The sequence below is a fragment of the Collinsella aerofaciens ATCC 25986 genome (assembly GCF_010509075.1).
GTDB lineage: Bacteria > Actinomycetota > Coriobacteriia > Coriobacteriales > Coriobacteriaceae > Collinsella > Collinsella aerofaciens.
In genome coordinates this window covers 41,498-60,176 of record NZ_CP048433.1, presented here as the reverse complement: position 1 = coordinate 60,176, position 18,679 = coordinate 41,498, and the positions used below count along the sequence as shown (strand labels likewise).

Here is an 18,679-nt window from a genome sequence, read left to right as displayed (position 1 = left end):
TGTCTGAGGCGCAGATTCTTTTGCAAAATGAGCTCCGCGCTTCAATTCTTCCTGCGGCATCGCTCAGTCCTCTCTCGTAATCGCGGCAACCGTCGCCCCGCAAAATGCAATTAAATCATCGGGTGCAAGCTCGAGCTGATAACCACGCTTGCCTCCCGAAATAAAAATGGTATCCCAAAGGACACATGTCTCATCAATGAGCGTCCGGTAGCGTTTTTTCATACCGACCGGGCTGCAGCCGCCGCGAACGTAGCCAGTCGCCGCAAGCAAATCCTTCACATGCATCATGGCCAAGGACTTCTCCCCCGCGGCACGCGCGGCGGACTTTAGATCGAGCTCGTCGGCAACAGGGATACAGCACACGACATAGTCGTTGGACGGTGTCACGCAGACCAAAGTCTTAAATCCTTGACCGGGCTCCTCGCCAAGCTGCTCCGAAATCGCGACACCCAGGCCCACCGACTCATCACCATCGTCTTCGTACGTATGTAGAACATAGGAAATGCCGGCGCTTTCCAGCTCGCGCATCGCATTGGTTTTTGGCGTCTTTACAGCCTTTGCCATGACATATCCTTTCCCTCGCATTCGGACGCAAGGATTAAGTATATGTCCAATTCGGCTGCATACGTCACTTCGGCACAGCAAGCGCCATCGAATCACAAGGAGTCGATGGCGCCCATAAACTGAATCGCCTATTTATTGAGCATCAAGTTGAGCCTGACGCTCCCGGTCACGCCTGAGCAACGGCGCCAAAAACTTGCCCGTATAACTCTGCGGACAGTCCGCAACCTGCTCCGGTGTGCCCGAAACCACGACGGTTCCGCCGCCGTTACCGCCCTCGGGACCCATATCGATCAGGCGGTCGGCAACCTTGATGACATCAAGGTTGTGTTCAATCACCAGCACCGTGTTGCCCGCATCGACCAAGCGCTGCAGCACATCGAGCAGCTGGCGGACGTCCTCAAAATGAAGGCCGGTCGTCGGCTCGTCCAAAATATAGAACGTCTTGCCCGTCTGGCGTCGATGAAGCTCCTTGGCGAGTTTCACACGCTGCGCCTCGCCGCCCGAAAGCGTCGTGGCGGGCTGGCCCAGGCTCACGTAGCCCAAGCCTACATCGTACAGCGTCTGGAGCTTGCGCTTAATCTGCGGGATATTCCCAAAGAAGGCCAGCGCCTCGGTGACGCTCATGTCGAGCACGTCCGAGATGGTCTTGCCACGGTAGGTGACCTCGAGTGTCTCGCGGTTGTAGCGTTTACCGCCGCAAACTTCGCAGGGAACGTAGATATCGGGAAGGAAGTGCATCTCGATCTTGATCTGCCCGTCGCCCTTGCACGCCTCACAGCGCCCGCCACTCACATTAAAGGAGAAACGACCCGGCGAGTAGCCGCGCGCCTTCGACTCCGGCGTACTCGCAAACAGCGCGCGAAGATCATCCCACAGGCCGATATAGGTAGCAGGGTTGGAACGCGGCGTGCGGCCAATCGGCGACTGGTCGATATCGATAACCTTATCGATACACTCGATGCCCTCGATTTTCTTATATGGACCCACAGGGCGCGTCGAACGGTGAATGGCATTCGTAAGGGCAGGCGCAATGGTATCGGTAACCAGGGAGCTCTTGCCCGATCCCGACACGCCGGTAACAACCGTAAGCGTACCAAACTCGATTTTGGCAGTAACGTTTTTGAGGTTGTTGGCTCGAGCGCCCGTAATTTTAAGGCAGCCGCGACCGGGCTTGCGCCGTTCATCAGGCACCCGGATCATTCGTTTGCCGGTCAGATAAGCGCCCGTCATCGACTCAGGACACGCCATGATATCGGCAGGCGTTCCCGCCGCGACTACGTGTCCGCCGTTGACGCCGGCGCCGGGCCCCATGTCGATCACGTAATCGGCGGCACGGATTGTATCCTCGTCGTGTTCGACGACGATAACGGTATTGCCGATATCGCGCAGGCGCTCGAGCGTCTTGATCAAGCGCTCGTTGTCACGCTGATGAAGACCGATCGAGGGCTCGTCCAGAATATAGAGCACGCCCATGAGACCCGCGCCGATCTGCGTTGCCAGGCGAATACGCTGCGCCTCGCCACCGGAAAGCGTCGCCGAGGCACGATCGAGCGTCAGATAGTCGAGTCCAACATCGACCAGAAAACGCAAGCGCTCCAGGATTTCCTTGACGATACGGCCGCCGATAAACTGTTGGCGCTCGGTGAGTTCCAGGCCCTCAAAAAACTCGAGCGATTCACGGCACGACAGGCAACAAACCTCGTAAATGGACTTGCCGCCCACGGTGACGGCGAGCATCTCAGGGCGCAAACGAGCGCCGTGGCAGCTCGAGCACGGCTCCTCGCGAATGTACTTCTCCAGGCGCGCCTTGGTGTTCTCGTTCGTCGTCTCGGTATAGCGTTCGTACAGGATGTTGCGAACGCCCGAAAACTTGGTATCCCACTGGCTGCGACGTCCGTCGAGCTTTTGGTAGTCGACCGAGATCTTCGTATCGCCCAGGCCATCCAAGAATGCACGACGCACGCGAGGGGGCAAGTCCTCCCACGGCGTATCGGTGCTCACCTTAAAGTGTTTGCAGACCGCAGCAAAAATCTGCGGATAGTAGTTCGAGTTGCCAAACAGGCTACCAAAGACTCCGTCGGCAATGGACTTCGAGGGGTCCTCGATCAACGCCTCGGCATCAACGGTTTTCTTAAAGCCCAGGCCGTCGCACTCAGGACATGCGCCATAGGGAGCGTTGAACGAAAAATCACGCGACTGAAGATCGTCAATGGAGTGACCATGCTCCGGGCACGCCAAGGCCAACGAATACTCCAGCAGCTCGCCCTCGGTCCCCTCGGGAGCATCACGATCGGGCAGCATGTACACGTTTACATTGCCGTGAGCCAGCGCGGTCGCCTGCTCAACAGACTCGGCGATACGGCCCAGAGAGTTCTCACGGATCACGATGCGATCGACTACGACCTCGATATCGTGCTTGAACTTCTTGTCCAGATCGATCGGATCGTCGAGCGAGCGCACTTCACCGTCGACACGCACGCGGCTAAAGCCCTCGGCGCGAAGGTCCTCAAACAGTTTGGTGTACTCGCCTTTTCGCCCGCGCACCACCGGTGCCAGCACAAACGCGCGGCGGCCCTCCCCCGCCGCCAAGACCTTGTCGGCAACCTGGTCGGTCGTCTGACGCTCAATGACGCGACCGCATTCGGGACAGTGCGGGGTGCCCACACGGGCGAACAGCAGGCGCAGATAGTCATAAATCTCGGTTACGGTGCCAACCGTCGAGCGAGGGTTTTTAGACGTCGTCTTTTGGTCGATCGACACCGCCGGCGAAAGGCCGTCGATTGAATCCAAGTCGGGTTTGTCCATCTGGCCCAAGAACTGGCGCGCATAGCTCGAAAGGCTCTCGACGTATCGACGCTGGCCCTCGGCATAGATAGTGTCAAATGCCAGCGAACTCTTGCCCGAGCCAGAAAGACCGGTAATGACCACGAGTTGGTCACGCGGAATGGAAACATCGATATCACGGAGGTTGTGCTCACGAGCGCCGCGAATAACGATAGAAGAATCAGACATGGAAGCTCCTTGCCTCCTATTGCATCGAATCATACTGTCGATGAGTTTAGCGCACTCGACGCGCACAGATGTTCGTAATACAAGATTCGCAGACCTTTAGCTTTGCGTATCGGGTGCTTTGTTTCTCGAAATGCCGTGGAAAGGTTACAGTAATCTACTACTGAACTTAATTTGCTGTAACAGAGGAACGTCCATGACCGAAGATATCCCCCTTGAAATCACTTCGAGCGACATGGCCAATCTGCCCATATTCATCGCCGTCCTTATCGTGGCCACCGTCGTCGTGCGCGTGTATTTTTCAATCAAACACAATGAAAAGCCGCCCATTGCCCGCGTCTTTTGGTGCGCGACGCTCCTCATCCCGCTCGGCATGGTAGCTGCATGGATTACGAATCAATTGCTCGTAAATGAGGACAATTCCCTATGGGTCCTTTCTTATTCGGCGCTCGGTGCTGCCGCCGTCATACTTCTTGTCGAGCCCTTGGTTTCGGGACTTATCGACCAAACCGATCTTGCGACGGGAACGGTTGCCTGTATTTGCCGTGACATCCTTGTCATCGCCGCTGTTTCAGCGCTCTCGTTCGTTTCACTCGAAATTGCCTGTAACGAAACGTTCTATCGCATTCCCGCCAACTCATTCGGGTTTTCCGTCGGGCTGCTCGCGACGGTTCTGCTCTCCCTTTATTTGCTGGGACAGCGTCATGGAGGCGTCATGGCCCTCGTGCCCGTCGCCTGTTGCATCCTTGGCATTGCCGAGCACTTCGTCATAACGTTTAAAGGCGAAGCCATCCTGCCAAGCGATATCTTGGCCCTCGGCACCGCAATGGAAGTGAGCGAGGGATACGAGTTTACCTTTACCGCCGGAATCGTAACCTCTCTCGCCCTGCTGGAGATTTCCCTGGGGCTTCTTTCGCTTATCCGACCGCGAAAGCTCCGTACGCCCACCCATGTCTTCCCCGCAATCGCCGCTAACCTCTGCGCTTTTCTGCTAGTGACCGTTGTGGGGCTCTCGGGCTTTTCCAGCATCGACTTGGAGCAGGCGCTGGATTTTGGATTTGACCGTTGGCAGCCCATCACCACATATGCGTCTCAGGGTTTTATCACTTCGTTCACCGAAATGGTCAACGAGTTGCCCATTGAGAAGCCCGAAGGCTATACGCCCGATGAGGCGCAGAGCATCGAGCAGGAGCTCGCCGCCGCCTACGACAGCACGTATGGCTCGAGCGAGCAGCGCGCGGCTGCCGTTGCCCAGTTCAATGAAATCAAGCCGACGATTGTTGCCGTCATGAACGAGAGTTTTAGCGACCTTTCGTGCTTTGAGCAGCTCCAGGCGGCCGGGTACACCGGCCCCGCATTCTACAACTCGCTTCCCGACACACTTGTTCGCGGCACCATGCTCGCTTCGGTCACCGGTGGCGGAACGGCAAACTCCGAATTCGAATTTTTGACCGGAGCGACAACGGCCTTTGTCGGATTAGGCAAGATCCCCTATCAGCTATATCAGATGAATGGCGTCAACAGCCTGGCAAAGGACCTTAAAGAGCTTGGGTATACCGCTACCGCTATGCACCCGCAAAACCCCGTCAACTACCATCGAGATAAGATCTATCAGCAGCTGGGCTTTGGAGACTTTCTTTCAATCGGCGATTTCGAAGGTGCGCCCTGTTACCATGCCGGCGTATGCGACTACGCCACCTACGACAAGATACTCGACCTGCTTAGAACCGACGAAGCGCCGCAGTTCATCTTTGACGTCACGATGCAAAATCACGGCGGCTACGACTATGGCACCGTTCCCGCCGAAGAGCTGACAAACTATTGGGTCGAGGGAGCCAGCGAGGGCGCCAATAGCGCGCTCAACACCTATCTCACCTGCATCAACGCATCCGACCGGGACCTCGAGTACTTTATCAACGAGCTCCGCAATATCGGCAGACCGGTTGTTCTTGTCTTTTTTGGCGACCATCAGCCGAGCGCCGCAACGACTCTCAACGACGAGCTGTACCCTCAGGAAGATACGGCAAGCCACGCTTTCCGTGTCTATCAGTCAACCTATTTCGTCTGGGCTAACTATGAAATCGCCGGCAATACCGAGCTCAACGTCTACGACACCGTCGGGGCAAACGAGATTGCAGCCATTACCCTTAATAAGATCGGCGCCCCGCTCACCGACTATCAAAAGGCCCTGCTTGCAACAAGGTCAGATGTGCCCACCATCAATGTCGCCGGCTATCTCGGTGCCGACGGGCTGCGCTACAACTTGGAATCTGAAGACAGCCCATACACCTCGACGATCGACAAGCTGCAGCGCATGCAATACCTCGAGTTCGCCAGCAAAGTTCAGTAAGCCCGCCCATTCGCTTGGGCCCATCGTATTGCAAGCACGCTCGGCCCAAATGCATCGCAAATGACTCCCGCTCGCAAACGAGGGTACAATGACGCTCGTGTCACATCGCGGGGCCCCGGCCCCAACATATACAAAGGAGTCATACATGGGTTGCGAGCACGCACAGGCCGCCGGCGGACAAACGTCGCCGTCGCAATTTGAGGAGAATACGCTGTCCGAGGTCAAGCGCGTCATCGCCGTGCTTTCCGGCAAGGGCGGTGTCGGCAAGTCGTTTGTCACCGGTGCCATCGCCACCGAGCTTGCCCGCCACGGCCACAAGGTCGGCGTCCTCGATGCCGACATCACCGGTCCCTCTATCCCCAAGATGTTCGGTATGAGCGGACGCCACGTCCATGCCCTTGGCAACCTTATGCTGCCCGAAATCTCCGAGCACGGCGTCAAGGTCATGAGCTCCAACCTTCTGCTCCAAAACGAGACCGACCCCGTCCTTTGGCGCGGTCCGGTCATCGCAGGCGCCATTAGGCAGTTCTGGAGCGAGACCTCGTGGGGCCCCATCGACTACCTGCTGGTCGACATGCCTCCGGGAACAGGCGACGTCGCGCTCACCGTCTTCCAGTCGCTGCCCGTCGACGGCATCGTCATCGTCACGAGCCCGCAGGACCTGGTCTCGATGATCGTCGCCAAGGCGGTCAACATGGCCGAGAAGATGAACGTCCCCATTCTGGGCATCGTCGAGAACATGAGCTATATCGAGTGCCCCGACTGCGGCAAGAAGATCGAGGTCTTTGGCAAAAGCAAGCTCCCCGAGGTCGCAGAGCGCTATAACCTCGACATCTTGGGCACGCTTCCCATTAATCCGGCACTCGCCGAAGCCTGCGATAAGGGCGAGGTTGAGACCGCGCTGCCCGATGGCATGTTGCCCAAGGCAGTCTCTGCCGTCGAGGCTATTACCCCGCACGAGACCGACGAGGCCTAAGTGAACACGAGCGCCTTCTATGACGTCCTGGTAATCGGCGGCGGGGCTTCAGGCCTCGCCGCCGCCATTACGGCCGCACGTGCTGGCAAAAGCGTCTGCATCGTTGAGCGCGATGTCGCCTGCGGCCTAAAGCTCCTTGCGACCGGTAACGGCCGCTGCAACCTCTCCAACGAATCGATTGATCCTCAGCGGTATAACCACCCCGCATTCGTCGAATCTGTCATGGGCCCCCAACCCGAACAAGAGCTTATGGGTTTCTTCTCCTCGCTGGGCATCATGACAACCTCCGAGGACGGCCGGCTGTACCCACGCTCCCTTCGTGCCGAATCGGTGCGTGACGCGCTTCTCAACGTTTGCGACCGCCTAGGTATCACCTTAATCTGCGGAGCCAACGTTGCCTCGGCGCACAAAGCTTCCGAAGGCTGGACACTCCAAATAGACCGTCCAGCGCGGGCACTCAAGGCAAAAAAGCATGACGACCGAAAATCGGAGCTCCGCTCGCTTCGGAAAGCGCTCGCCGATGTCCCTCGCAAGAACGAGGCCCTGGAGGCACATGCCGTAATTATCGCCACGGGTGGCAACCCCACCGGTATCGCCGATACGTTTAGCCTCCCCCTCACTTCGCTGCGCCCCATCCTCTGCCCCGTATCGGCAACGGTCGTCGGCGATCGGGCGGCACTCAAGACGTTGGACGGCCTGCGCGTCCGCGCCCGCTTGACGCTCGCCCGCAATCATAGTGAGCTCTGGCACGAAGACGGTGAAGTCCTGTTTCGAACCTTCGGTATCTCGGGCGTCGCTGTCTTCAACCTCTCCCGTCGTATCCAGCGCGGCGATACGATCCTGCTCGACGTTTTCCCCGACCTCTCCAAAGACGAGTTGCTCGATATGCTTAACCGGCGCGTTAAGCTGCTCGGCGGCTTTTCGCCCCGCGATCCCCGTTGGCTCGACGGCATGCTCGCCCCGCAACTCTCCCGCGTCGTCTGCACAGCGTTCGAGCAGTGCCATCCAGGCTCCAACGATGTCATCCACCTGGTCTCGATCCTCAAGCATTTTAAGTTGCTCGTCGAAGGAACCGCCGAGGAGCGCTCGGCGCAGGTCACGCGTGGTGGCGTATCTGTCGAGAGCATCTCAACACCCAGTCTACGCGCGCGCAGCGTTGTCGACACCCCGCTTTACGTCTGCGGCGAAGCGCTCGACATCGACGCCGATTGCGGAGGCTTTAACCTTGCGTGGGCATGGCTCTCGGGCATTCGCGCTGCAAGCAGCCTGTAGCCGCGCAGTCTATAATCAAAAACGCATTCGGGCCGTCTGGGATACCGGACGGCCTCTTTCTTGCCTCTAAGGAGACCTCGATGATCGAAATCACCCAATTCAACGCGTCGCTCGATGAAGCCGGCGATGAAAATGCCTGCCTCATTGTTGGCAAGCGAGTCGCCAAGCGCATCCTACGTTGCAAGGACTCCGAGATCAAGTCCATCGAGCTCCATCGCAAGTCAATCGACGCTCGCAAAAAACGAGACGTCCATTTTATCCTGAGCTTTCGTGTTGAGCTGACTAGTCCCCACCTCGAGCGAGAAGCGGTCGACAGCGTTGCCGAGCGTGACCGCTCGCGCGTACGCGCGATAGAAGACGATGAGCCTTCATTCCCCTCCCCCGTCTCCGACGCACCTCAAGAACGCCCTGTCGTTGTCGGCGCCGGATGCGCCGGCCTTTTCGCTGCGCTCACGCTCGCCAAAGCAGGTCTTAAGCCCTTGCTTATCGAGCGCGGCGACCCGGCATTTCGCCGCTCGCAGGCGATCGACCTCTTTCTAAAGGAGCGCATCCTCGACCCCGAGAGCAATATTCAGTTTGGTCTGGGCGGCGCGGGGACCTTCTCGGACGGCAAGCTCAATACGGGAACAAAAAATCCCGCCCATCGCCTTATCCTCGAAACCTTCGTCGAGGCGGGTGCGCCCCGCGATATTCTGTGGGATGCCAAGCCGCACATTGGCTCCGACATCCTTCCCAAGGTTGTCACCGCTATATCCCAGCGCATCGAGCAGCTCGGAGGTGTCGTCCGTTATCGAACGAAGCTCGTCGACATTCGCATCGACGCGTCTGGCGCCATCACCGGTATTGATGTCCAATCGTCCCAAGACGCCGCTTACGAGCCAATCGAGACAAAGCATCTCATCCTCGCCTGCGGGCATTCTGCTCGCGATATTTTTGAGCTCCTTAAGGACCACAACGTGGCCCTCGCGCAAAAGACCTTTGCCATGGGCGTTCGCATCGAGCATCCGCAACGCGACATCAACAGAGCCCAATATGGAGCCTCGGCGGGACATCCAGCGCTCGGGGCGGCCCCCTACAAACTTGTTGCCCATCTTCCCAACGGCCGCAGCGTGTTCTCGTTTTGCATGTGCCCCGGCGGACAGGTTGTTGCCGCCTCTTCAGAACCGTGCCATCTGTGCGTCAACGGGGCCAGTCTCAATGCCCGCGACGGACGCAACGCAAATGCCGCCCTGCTCGTTAACGTCACGCCTGAGGACCTTCCCAACGATGACCCGCTCGCCGGCATCGAGCTCCAGCGTGCCTGCGAGGCGGCCGCCTATCGCCTGGGCGGTTCCAACTGGAATGCGCCGGCACAGCTCGTCGGAGATTTCCTCGCAGGACGCGCCAGCAAGGCGCCCGGAAAGGTAAAGCCCACCTATCCGCTCGGTGTGACCTGGACGGCAATTGACGAAGCCCTGCCGCAGCATATCGTCGAGTCGCTCCGTCTGGGACTTCCCCTACTCGGAAAAAAGCTACGAGGCTACGACCGCCCCGATGCCGTTCTTACCGGCGTGGAGACTCGTTCGAGCTCACCGGTCACTGTCACCCGAGACCGAGCGTGCCATGCCGTGTCGACCCCGGGCCTCTACCCTTGTGGTGAGGGAGCTGGATATGCCGGCGGCATCATGAGCGCGGCCACCGACGGCATCCGTTGTGCCGAAGCCCTGATCGCAGACCTCTAACGCACGAATTCCAGCGCGCAAAAGACACAGGCCCCGAGCTCCACAGGGAACTCGGGGCCTGTTCACTATTTCTTAAACCTTGCGCCCTGGCGTTTTCTGCCCGATGCGAACGTGGAACCCTTGCGGGCCTGCGAGCGTAAGCGCTCGATCGTCTCGTCCTCAGACGCACCCTCGAGCATCGCCCGAATCTGAACGACAGCATCGCGCAGGCGCGCCGCCTCCTCAAAGTCCATAGCGGCAGAAGCGTTACGCATATCCTCTTCCATGGTTTCGACGATCCGCACAAGCTCGTCATGCGGCAGTTCTTGCAACTGCTCCGCAAGTGTCTGCTCGGGCGCCACCGTTTCTGGCACACCGCCCTCGCCCGACTCATCGGGCGTATAGAATGCGCCATGGCCAAGAGAGTCGCCCTTCGAGCGTCCCTTGGAGCCCACAGTTTTTTCGGCCTCGGCAATAAAACTTGAGATGTCGTTGATGGCCTTGCGCACTGTCTTGGGCACAATGCCATGTTCTTCGTTATATGCCATCTGAATCTCGCGACGGCGCTGCGTCTCCTCGATGGCCTCTTTCATCGAATCGGTCACAACGTCTGCATACATGATGACTTCGCCATCGGCGTTACGGGCCGCACGGCCAATCGTCTGAATCAGCGAACGGCGGTTGCGCAAGAAGCCTTCCTTATCGGCATCGAGAATTGCCACCAGTGAGACCTCGGGAAGATCCAAGCCCTCGCGAAGCAGGTTGATGCCAACGAGAACATCGATCTTGCCCTCGCGCAGCGTTCGCAGGATCTCGACACGGTCCATTGTCGCCGTATCAGAGTGCATGTAATTGACCTTAATGCCCGCGTCGAGCAGATGGTCGGTCAGGTCCTCGGCCATGCGCTTGGTCAACGTGGTCACCAGCACGCGCTCCTTGCGGGCAACGCGCTCGCGAATCTCGTCCTCAAGATCGTCAATCTGGCCGCGTACTGGACGCACGTCGATCTTGGGGTCGAGCAGGCCGGTCGGACGAATAATCTGCTCCACGTCGTTTTGGCTCACCCGCAGCTCGTAGTCGCCCGGCGTGGCCGAAACATAGATAAACTGGGGTATCCTTGCCTCAAACTCATCGAAACGAAGCGGGCGGTTATCGAGCGCCGAGGGCAGGCGAAAACCGTGTTCCACCAGCGTCACCTTACGAGAGCGGTCACCTTCGTGCATGCCGCGAATCTGCGGTACCGTCACATGGCTCTCATCGATGATGCAGAGCATATCCTTAGGAAAGTAATCGATTAGGGTAAACGGCGGCTCACCCGGCTTGCGACCGTCCAGATGACGCGAGTAGTTCTCGATGCCGTTGCAAAAGCCCATCGTCTCGAGCATCTCAAGATCATAATCGGTACGCTGCTGCAGACGTTGCGCCTCGAGCAACTTGTCGGTCGCCTTGAGCTCCGCCACGCGCTTCTCGCACTCTTCGCTGATCGATTTCAGAGCCGCTTTGACCTTCGGCTTCTCGGTCACGTAATGCGATGCCGGCCATACGGGGATGGCCTCGTACTCACGAAGCATCTCACCGGTGACCTCATCGATCTCGGCAATCAGCTCGACCTCGTCGCCAAAGAACTCAAACCGCAACGGATGCTCGGCATAAGGCGGATACACGTCGACAACATCGCCGCGCACGCGGAACGTGCCGCGCGCCAAGTCATAGTCATTGCGATCATATTGAATGTCGATAAGTGCATGGATAAAATCATCGCGCTCGAGCGGCACCTTCTTGTCGACGTTCGGAGCCAGGCCCGCATAGTCCTCAGGAGAGCCAATGCCATAGATACACGAGACCGATGCGACAACGATCACATCGCGTCGAGATAGCAGCGATGCGGTCGCCTGATGGCGCAGCATCTCGACCTCTTCGTTAATCGAGGAGTCTTTCTCGATATATGTATCGCTTTGCGGCACATACGCCTCGGGCTGATAGTAGTCGTAGTACGAGACGAAGTAGACCACAGCGTTGTTGGGAAAGAACTCTTTGAGCTCGCTCGCAAGCTGAGCGGCAAGCGTTTTATTCGGAGCCATGACCAGCGTCGGCTTTCCCAGGGCCTCAATAGTCTTTGCCATCGTGAAGGTCTTGCCCGAACCAGTCACACCCAGCAAAACCTGATAGCGATCTCCGTCCCTCACGCCCCGCACAAGCGACTCAATGGCCTTGGGCTGGGAACCGGCAGGCTCATAGGGGGAAACGACTTCAAACGGCACCTCAGCGCCCTCAACGCCAAAGCGCTTAAGTTCACCACCAACGCGTTCTACTTCAAATTCCGCCATGGATACTCCTAACTCATACATCTGCAGTATACGCAGGCGGCTGGCATAGTCCTATACGAACTGATCGGGATAGAGGGTCTTGTAGCGAACCCAGGCATTATTGACGCGAATCAGATAAGCCTGAGTTTCAGGGAAGGTAATCGCATTATGGAATGACGTGTTCTGCTGCGCCCATCCGTCGACATTGCCCATACCGGCGTTATAGGCGGCGATGGCACTATCCGTCGACCCGTTGAAATAGGCGAGAAGATACGAGAGGTATGCGCAGCCAAACTCGATATTCGTAGCCGGATCGTTAAGATTGTCGGCCGAATACTCACCTCCGTCGACAAGGCCCTTGGCGATCATATCCTGGGCAGTCTCGGGCATCAGCTGCATCAATCCCTGAGCACCCTGATTCGACTCGGCCTCGGGGTCCCAATTCGATTCCGACTTAATGACAGCGCACACCAGATACGGATCCAGATTATGCGAAATACTGGATTGCTTTACATACGCCTCGTAGTCAATCGGATACAGCGGCTTAAAGAAAGCGGCAGGGGCACACGAGTAGACGAGCGAAATAAGGCCGAAGACGAACACAACGGCAAGTGGCGCCACGCGATACCACGTAAAGAAACGTGCCTTAGGCATCGGCCTCCTCCTTATCCGGAGTATCTATAAACCCGTGGCATGCAAGCCATGAGTCAAGCTGCTCAAAGAGCGAATTATCGGCTGCCGAATTATCAATCACCGTTGTAGCGAGATTGCACAGCGCAGACTCATCGGGCTGGCAAGCAGAACGGGCATCGAAATCAGATGGCACCATGCCACGTTGAATAGCGCGCTCGCGACGAACTGACAAAGGGGCGCTAATGACCAGAATTTCATCAGCCAAGCCAAATGCATCCTCAAAACCAGTCGGAGCAGAAACCTCAACCACCGCAAAGGGGTAACGGGGTGATGAAACCGTACAACAAACCGGATCGAGAATCCTAAGCGAAAGCTGTTCAATCAGAACGGGATGCACAATGCCATTGAGCCGTGCGACCGAATCAGGAGAAGCGAAAGCTCGAGAGGCGAGGATGCTGCGGCGAATGCCGCCTTCCTCATCCAAAATGTCCCAACCGAATTCATCCGCGAGAGCATTGACGATATCAGAGCCCGGCACATACAGCGATTTTGCAAGCTCATCCAGATCGATAAGCATAGCGCCACGAGATTCGAAATAGCGGCAGGCAGTCGACTTACCCGAAGCGATATTGCCCAAGACAAATACGGTAAACATCAAGCCCTCCCTAACGCCAATGCGAGTAATTATCGCTCAAATACACTAGAAGGACTCAAAATACAGCCAAACAGTAAGAGCGCATACGGGGGGTGTTCCTATAGTTTTGTCAACTGGGCAATGCTGTTTTCGAGATTGAATCGCGACATGCTAACGCCAGGCCTTTCGGCCGATGGGCTCCAATCTGTTCGGAGCGCTTCGACTAGGCGGCGTAGGGCACCCTGTCCCGCATGATCGCGTAGATGACCTTCAGCCTCTTTCGTGCCAGCGCCTTGAGCGCCTTGCCGTGCGGCATGCCCCGCTCTCGGCACCTAGCGTAGTAATCGCCCCATCTTCCCTCTGTCCGGGTAAGGCAGTTGCACGAGAATATGAGCAGGTTCTTCAGCCTCTTGTTGCCTTGGCGCGATGCCGTCACCGAGGAGATCGAGGTCCCCGACTGGCGGTTGCGCGGCGCCAGGCCGCAGTACGACGCGAGCCTGTCGTGGCTTGGGAAGTCTTCGATATCTATGGAGATCGCGAGCTCGGAAGCGGTTTTGGGGCCGATCCCCGGCACCGTCAGGAGGCATCGGTAGGTATCGTCGCCCTCGAGGAGGGCGGATATCTCCGCCGTGATCACATCGATCTCCGCCGAGTTCTCGGAGATCCTGCGCGCGAGCAGCCTCACCGCCCGGTCCTCGGCGGCGATGGCCGCCGCGTCCGGCCTTGTCGAGGAGGCCGTCGAGCGGACGAGGGCCTCGATCTTGCCGCGCGCCGCCCCGCGCGTGAGCGCCGCCGCCCTGCGGGGCCCGGCGTCGGCCACCGACCAGGCCCCGCCGAGGGATGCCATGAGCCTCAGCTGGGGACCGTCGGACAGGTCGACCAACGCCTCGAAGGCGGGGCACGATTCCAGCAGGATGCTGCGCAGCCGGTTCTTGCTCCTGGTGTTTTCGCAGGTCAGGAAGTTTCTCTGGGCGGCCAGCGCCCTCGCCGCCGCGACCGTCGGGCCCGGATCCCCGACCGGCAGGAGTGCGTCGGGGATGCCCAGCGCCGTCTTCGCGATGACCATTGCGTCCCGCTCGTCGGTCTTGGCGTCGCCGGCGAAGAGCCTGGCGGCCCCGTGTGCCGCGAGTCCCGGCAGGTACGCCGCCGACATCCCGGCCGCCTTGGCGCGGGCGAGCGCGAGGGCGCCTATGTTGCGCGACTGGTCGACGACCACGAGCGCGTCGGGGAAGCGGCCGAACAGCGAGTCCAGATCGCCCTCCCTGTTCGCGACGGGGGCGCTCAGCAGTATCTCGCCGTCCCGGGTCGCGACGCATGCCCAATGGGACAATTTCCCGACATCGAGCCCGATGACGGCTTCCGGCATTCTAGGTGGTGCCACGGTGTTATCCTCCAATCGGTAGGCCGATCGGAACCCCTCCCTGCGACACCCACATTACCTGGCCGTGGCGCTTGCGCCCGGCAGTTTCCTATCAGTCGTCCGGAGCGGCGAGCGCCCCCGGTGGCAACACCCCCCGGGCCCTCTACGGGGCAGGGGCAGACGGCCATCCGGAGGCGCCCGATCGGCGGCCCCTCGGGGCTTGCCCGTATCGTAGGCAATGCGCCGAATGCTCGCCATCGAAATTTATCGGTGGCCCACTTCAGACTGTAATGGGGCTAGGTCCCAAAGTACAACGTGTATACAACGCAAAAAGGGGGAGGCCGCGAGGCCTCCCCCTTCTCAGTTCGATGACGGCTCGGTGCCGTCCACCGGTCAGCGGCGCCCTGGCCTCCCACGGGCCGACCCCGCAGTACTCTCGGCGCGATGGGGCTTAGCTTCCGGGTTCGGAACGGGACCGGGCGTGCCCCCCATGCTCTGGCCGCTGACCGGTGGGCGGCGCCCACCGTTACGGTGTCCTGGGTCTCACTCTACACGTGCCCTGGGGGCCGCATGGCGCATAGGGGAGGTGACTCGGGGGCATCCTCGTGCCCGGACCGCGCATGAGCGCATGTCCCGCGGGCCGCGAGGTGCGGTTCCGGAAGAGCTCGGGCGATTAGTGCGGCTCGGCTGAGGCTGTCGCCAGCCTTGCACCTGCCGTCTATCGACCAGGTAGTCTACCTGGGCCCTTACCGGAAGGAGAACTAATCCCTGGAACGGCTTCCCGCTTAGATGCCTTCAGCGGTTATCCGCGCCGCACGCGGCTACCCGGCCGTGCCGTTGGTCGACAACCGGTTCACCGGAGGTGCGTCCACCCCGGTCCTCTCGTACTGGGGGCAGCCTCCATCGATTCTCCTGCGCCCACGGAGGATAGGGACCGAACTGTCTCACGACGTTCTGAACCCAGCTCGCGTACCGCTTTAAACGGCGAACAGCCGTACCCTTGGGACCTGCTCCAGCCCCAGGATGCGATGAGCCGACATCGAGGTGCCAAACCTTGCCGTCGATGTGGACTCTTGGGCAAGATCAGCCTGTTATCCCCGGAGTACCTTTTATCCGTTGAGCGACGGCCCACCCACTCGGGGCCGCCGGATCACTAGAGCCTGCTTTCGCACCTGCTCGGCTTGTGGGCCTCGCAGTCAAGCCCGCTTGTACTCTTGCATTCAAAAGGACGGTTGCCGACCGTCCCGAGCGGACCTTCGCGCGCCTCCGTTACCCTTTAGGAGGCGACCGCCCCAGTCAAACTGCCCGCCTGGCACGGTCCCCGAGCCGGTTGACGGCCTCGGGTTAGGACGCCGGTCGCGCGAGGGCAGTATTCCAAGGGCGGCTCCCCGGGGGCTGGCGCCTCCGGATCGATGCCTCCTGCCTATCCTCTACACGCGGGACCAGCGGCCAATGCCAAGCTGCAGTGAAGGTTCACGGGGTCTTTCCGTCCTTCCGCGGGTAAGTCGCATCTTCACGACCAGTGCAATTTCACCGGGTCCATGGTCGAGACAGCGCCCAAGTCGTTGCGCCTTTCGTGCAGGTCGGAACTTACCCGACAAGGAATTTCGCTACCTTAGGACCGTTATAGTTACGGCCGCCGTTTACCGGGGCTTGGCTTCGGGGCTTCGCCGAAATGGCTAACTCCTCCGCGTGACCTTCCGGCACCGGGCAGGCGTCAGACCCTATACGTCGCCTTGCGGCTTCTGCAGAGTCCTGTGTTTTTGGTAAACAGTCGCTTGGGCCTCTCCACTGCGGCCCGCCTCCGCTCCCGGAGCAAGTCCGTTCACGTACGCGCGGGCACCCCTTCTCCCGAAGTTACGGGGCCATTGTGCCGAGTTCCTTGACCATGGTTGACCCGATCGCCTCGGTATGTTCTACCCACCCACCTGTGTCGGTTTGCGGTACGGGCGCGCACGCGCCTGCCTAGGGGTTTTTCTAGGGACCTCGGGCTCACTCGCTTCGCTCAGTCGCTTCGTCCGGAGCCTCGCCCTTCGTGCGGACCGGATTTCCCTGGTCCGCGGGCCGCGCTCCATCACGGGGACGTCCAGAACCCCGCCGAGCCACCCCCATCCGTCGCCCCGTCGGTCGTAGCGCCGCGTGCGCGGTGCAGGAATGTCTGCCTGCTGCGCGTCGGCTACGCCTACCGGCCTCGCCTTAGCCCCCGACTGACCCTGGGAGGATTAGCCTTGCCCAGGAAACCTCGGGTTCACGGCGGACGAGTTACTCTCTCGTCTCTCGCTACTCATGCCAGCATTCTCACTCCCATGCGCTCCACCGTCGGTCGCCCTCCGGCTTCTCCGCCCATGGGAAGCTCCCCTACCGATTCTGAAAATCAAAATCCCGCCGCTTCGGTGTCCAGCTTAGCCCCGTGTATTGTCGGCGCATGTCCACTCGACCAGTGAGCTGTTACGCACTCTTTGAATGGATGGCTGCTTCTAAGCCAACATCCTGGTTGTCTGGGCGGACGCACATCCTTTGCCACTCGGCTGGAACTTGGGGACCTTAGCGGGCGGTCCGGGCTGTTTCCCTCTCGAGCACACAGCTTAGCCCACATGCTCTGACTGCCGCGCTCTGGGCCGCCGGCATTCGGAGTTCGGTTGGATTCGGTAGGCGGCGAAGCCCCCTCGTCCATCCGGTGCTCTACCTCCGGCGGTGAACGCGCGACGCTAGCCCTAAAGCTATTTCGGGGAGAACGAGATATCTCCGGGTTTGATTGGCCTTTCACCCCTATCCGCAGGTCATCGCCGCCGTTTTCAACCGACGTGCGTTCGGCCCTCCACGGGGTCTTACCCCCGCTTCAGCCTGCCCACGGATAGCTCACCCGGCTTCGCGTCCGCGGCGCGGGACTCAAGTCGCCCTGTTAAGGCTCGCTTTCGCTCCGGCTCCCTTTCGGTTAACCTCGCCCCGCGCCAGCGACTCGCTGGCTCATTCTACAAAAGGCACGCCGTCACAACTAAAAGTTGCTCCGACTGCTCGTGGGCGCACGGTTTCAGGTACTGTTTCACTCCCCTCCCGGGGTGCTTTTCACCTTTCCCTCACGGTACTGGTGCGCTATCGGTCACAGGGTAGTACTCAGGCTTGGATGGTGGTCCACCCAGGTTCGGACCGGGTTTCACGTGCCCGGCCCTACTCAGGGACCGCGTCGCGCCGTCCGGTCTGGGTTCGCGTACGGGGCTGTCACCCGCTGCGGCCGGCCCTCCCATGCCGTTCCGCTCCCCAGCCGGACCTGCGCCCGGGGGCGGCAGCCCCCGGATGCGCGGCCCTGCAACCCCGTCGGCGGAACCCCTGCCGGGTATGCCCGCTCGACGGTTTGGCCATCGGTCCCCTTTCGCTCGCCGCTACTCGGGGAGTCTCGAGATTGATTTCCTCTCCTCCGGGTACTTAGATGTTTCAGTTCCCCGGGTTGTCCTCCCCACCCCTATGTGTTCGGGGTGGGGATATGCACACTGCTGTGCATGGGTTCGCCCATTCGGAGACCCCCGGGTCGAAGGATGTGTGCTCCTCGCCGGGGATTATCGCAGCTTGCCGCGTCCTTCATCGGCTCCCTGTGCCAAGGCATCCGCCGTGCGCCCGTGGTATCTTGCGGGACCGCATCGGGCCCGCGGGATATCCACGTGTCGCTAAAGTTAATTAATCGATATCATGAATAGCGCTCGTATGTCGCAATTCGGGTATCTCATACCGCGGCACAGTCTGTTTCACTGTGCTCGCGATCAGATGCTCCTCACTCATAAATAAGTGAATTCTTCTTGTTTGGATCGGATGAATGATTGCTATCATTCTGTCTGATAAATCGCAGAAAAGAATCGAGTCTGGAAGAATTGGATCTTCCA

10 protein-coding genes and 2 rRNA genes are annotated in these 18,679 nt (G+C 59.5%); 4 read left to right on the top strand and 8 right to left on the bottom strand.

The features are described from left to right. Nucleotides 1-63: 63 nt before the first annotated feature. Nucleotides 64-564: a Cys-tRNA(Pro) deacylase gene (gene ybaK / locus GXM19_RS00235; RefSeq protein WP_006236166.1), complete on the bottom strand. Its 501-nt coding sequence runs from the start codon at nt 562-564 to the stop codon at nt 64-66. Nucleotides 565-696: 132 nt separating this feature from the next. Then, nucleotides 697-3,576, bottom strand: coding sequence for an excinuclease ABC subunit UvrA (gene uvrA, locus GXM19_RS00230; RefSeq protein ID WP_006236170.1), 2,880 nt, complete (start codon nt 3,574-3,576; stop codon nt 697-699). A 118-nt stretch (nt 3,577-3,694) separates the two neighbouring features. Here uvrA and GXM19_RS00225 point away from each other — a divergent pair, with 118 nt between their 5' ends. From GXM19_RS00225 to GXM19_RS00210, 4 genes are all read left to right on the top strand, one after another. Continuing rightward, nucleotides 3,695-5,923: an LTA synthase family protein gene (locus tag GXM19_RS00225; protein ID WP_082222961.1), complete on the top strand. Its 2,229-nt coding sequence runs from the start codon at nt 3,695-3,697 to the stop codon at nt 5,921-5,923. 145 nt (nt 5,924-6,068) lie between these two features. Then, nucleotides 6,069-6,899: an Mrp/NBP35 family ATP-binding protein gene (locus GXM19_RS00220; protein WP_006236172.1), complete on the top strand. Its 831-nt coding sequence runs from the start codon at nt 6,069-6,071 to the stop codon at nt 6,897-6,899. Further along, on the top strand, nt 6,900-8,171 hold the full coding sequence (locus tag GXM19_RS00215) for an NAD(P)/FAD-dependent oxidoreductase (RefSeq protein ID WP_040360001.1): 1,272 nt from the start codon (nt 6,900-6,902) through the stop codon (nt 8,169-8,171). It abuts the gene before it with no gap. 80 nt (nt 8,172-8,251) lie between these two features. Further along, nucleotides 8,252-9,892 carry an NAD(P)/FAD-dependent oxidoreductase gene (locus tag GXM19_RS00210; RefSeq protein ID WP_040360003.1) on the top strand — a complete coding sequence of 547 codons (1,641 nt, stop codon included), beginning with the start codon at nt 8,252-8,254 and terminating at the stop codon, nt 9,890-9,892. 65 nt (nt 9,893-9,957) lie between these two features. Here GXM19_RS00210 and uvrB read toward each other — a convergent pair whose 3' ends face one another. The 6 genes from uvrB to GXM19_RS00180 form a co-directional block, all read right to left on the bottom strand. Beyond that, nucleotides 9,958-12,198, bottom strand: a complete 2,241-nt coding sequence (gene uvrB / locus GXM19_RS00205) for an excinuclease ABC subunit UvrB (RefSeq protein ID WP_040360005.1) — start codon at nt 12,196-12,198, stop codon at nt 9,958-9,960. A 51-nt stretch (nt 12,199-12,249) separates the two neighbouring features. Beyond that, on the bottom strand, nt 12,250-12,831 hold the full coding sequence (locus GXM19_RS00200; RefSeq protein WP_006236176.1) for a lytic transglycosylase domain-containing protein: 582 nt from the start codon (nt 12,829-12,831) through the stop codon (nt 12,250-12,252). After that, nucleotides 12,824-13,465 (bottom strand): dephospho-CoA kinase, encoded by a 642-nt coding sequence (coaE, locus tag GXM19_RS00195; protein WP_006236177.1) that lies wholly within the window; start codon nt 13,463-13,465, stop codon nt 12,824-12,826. Before coaE ends, GXM19_RS00200 begins: the two co-directional genes overlap by 8 nt. A 202-nt stretch (nt 13,466-13,667) precedes the next feature. Continuing rightward, the gene (locus GXM19_RS00190) at nt 13,668-14,825 is read right to left on the bottom strand and encodes an IS110 family RNA-guided transposase (protein WP_225093533.1); all 1,158 of its coding nucleotides are present in this window, start codon (nt 14,823-14,825) and stop codon (nt 13,668-13,670) included. A 370-nt stretch (nt 14,826-15,195) separates the two neighbouring features. Next, nucleotides 15,196-15,311, bottom strand: a 5S ribosomal RNA gene (gene rrf / locus GXM19_RS00185). 146 nt (nt 15,312-15,457) lie between these two features. After that, nucleotides 15,458-18,432 (bottom strand): 23S ribosomal RNA (locus GXM19_RS00180). Nucleotides 18,433-18,679: the final 247 nt, after the last annotated feature.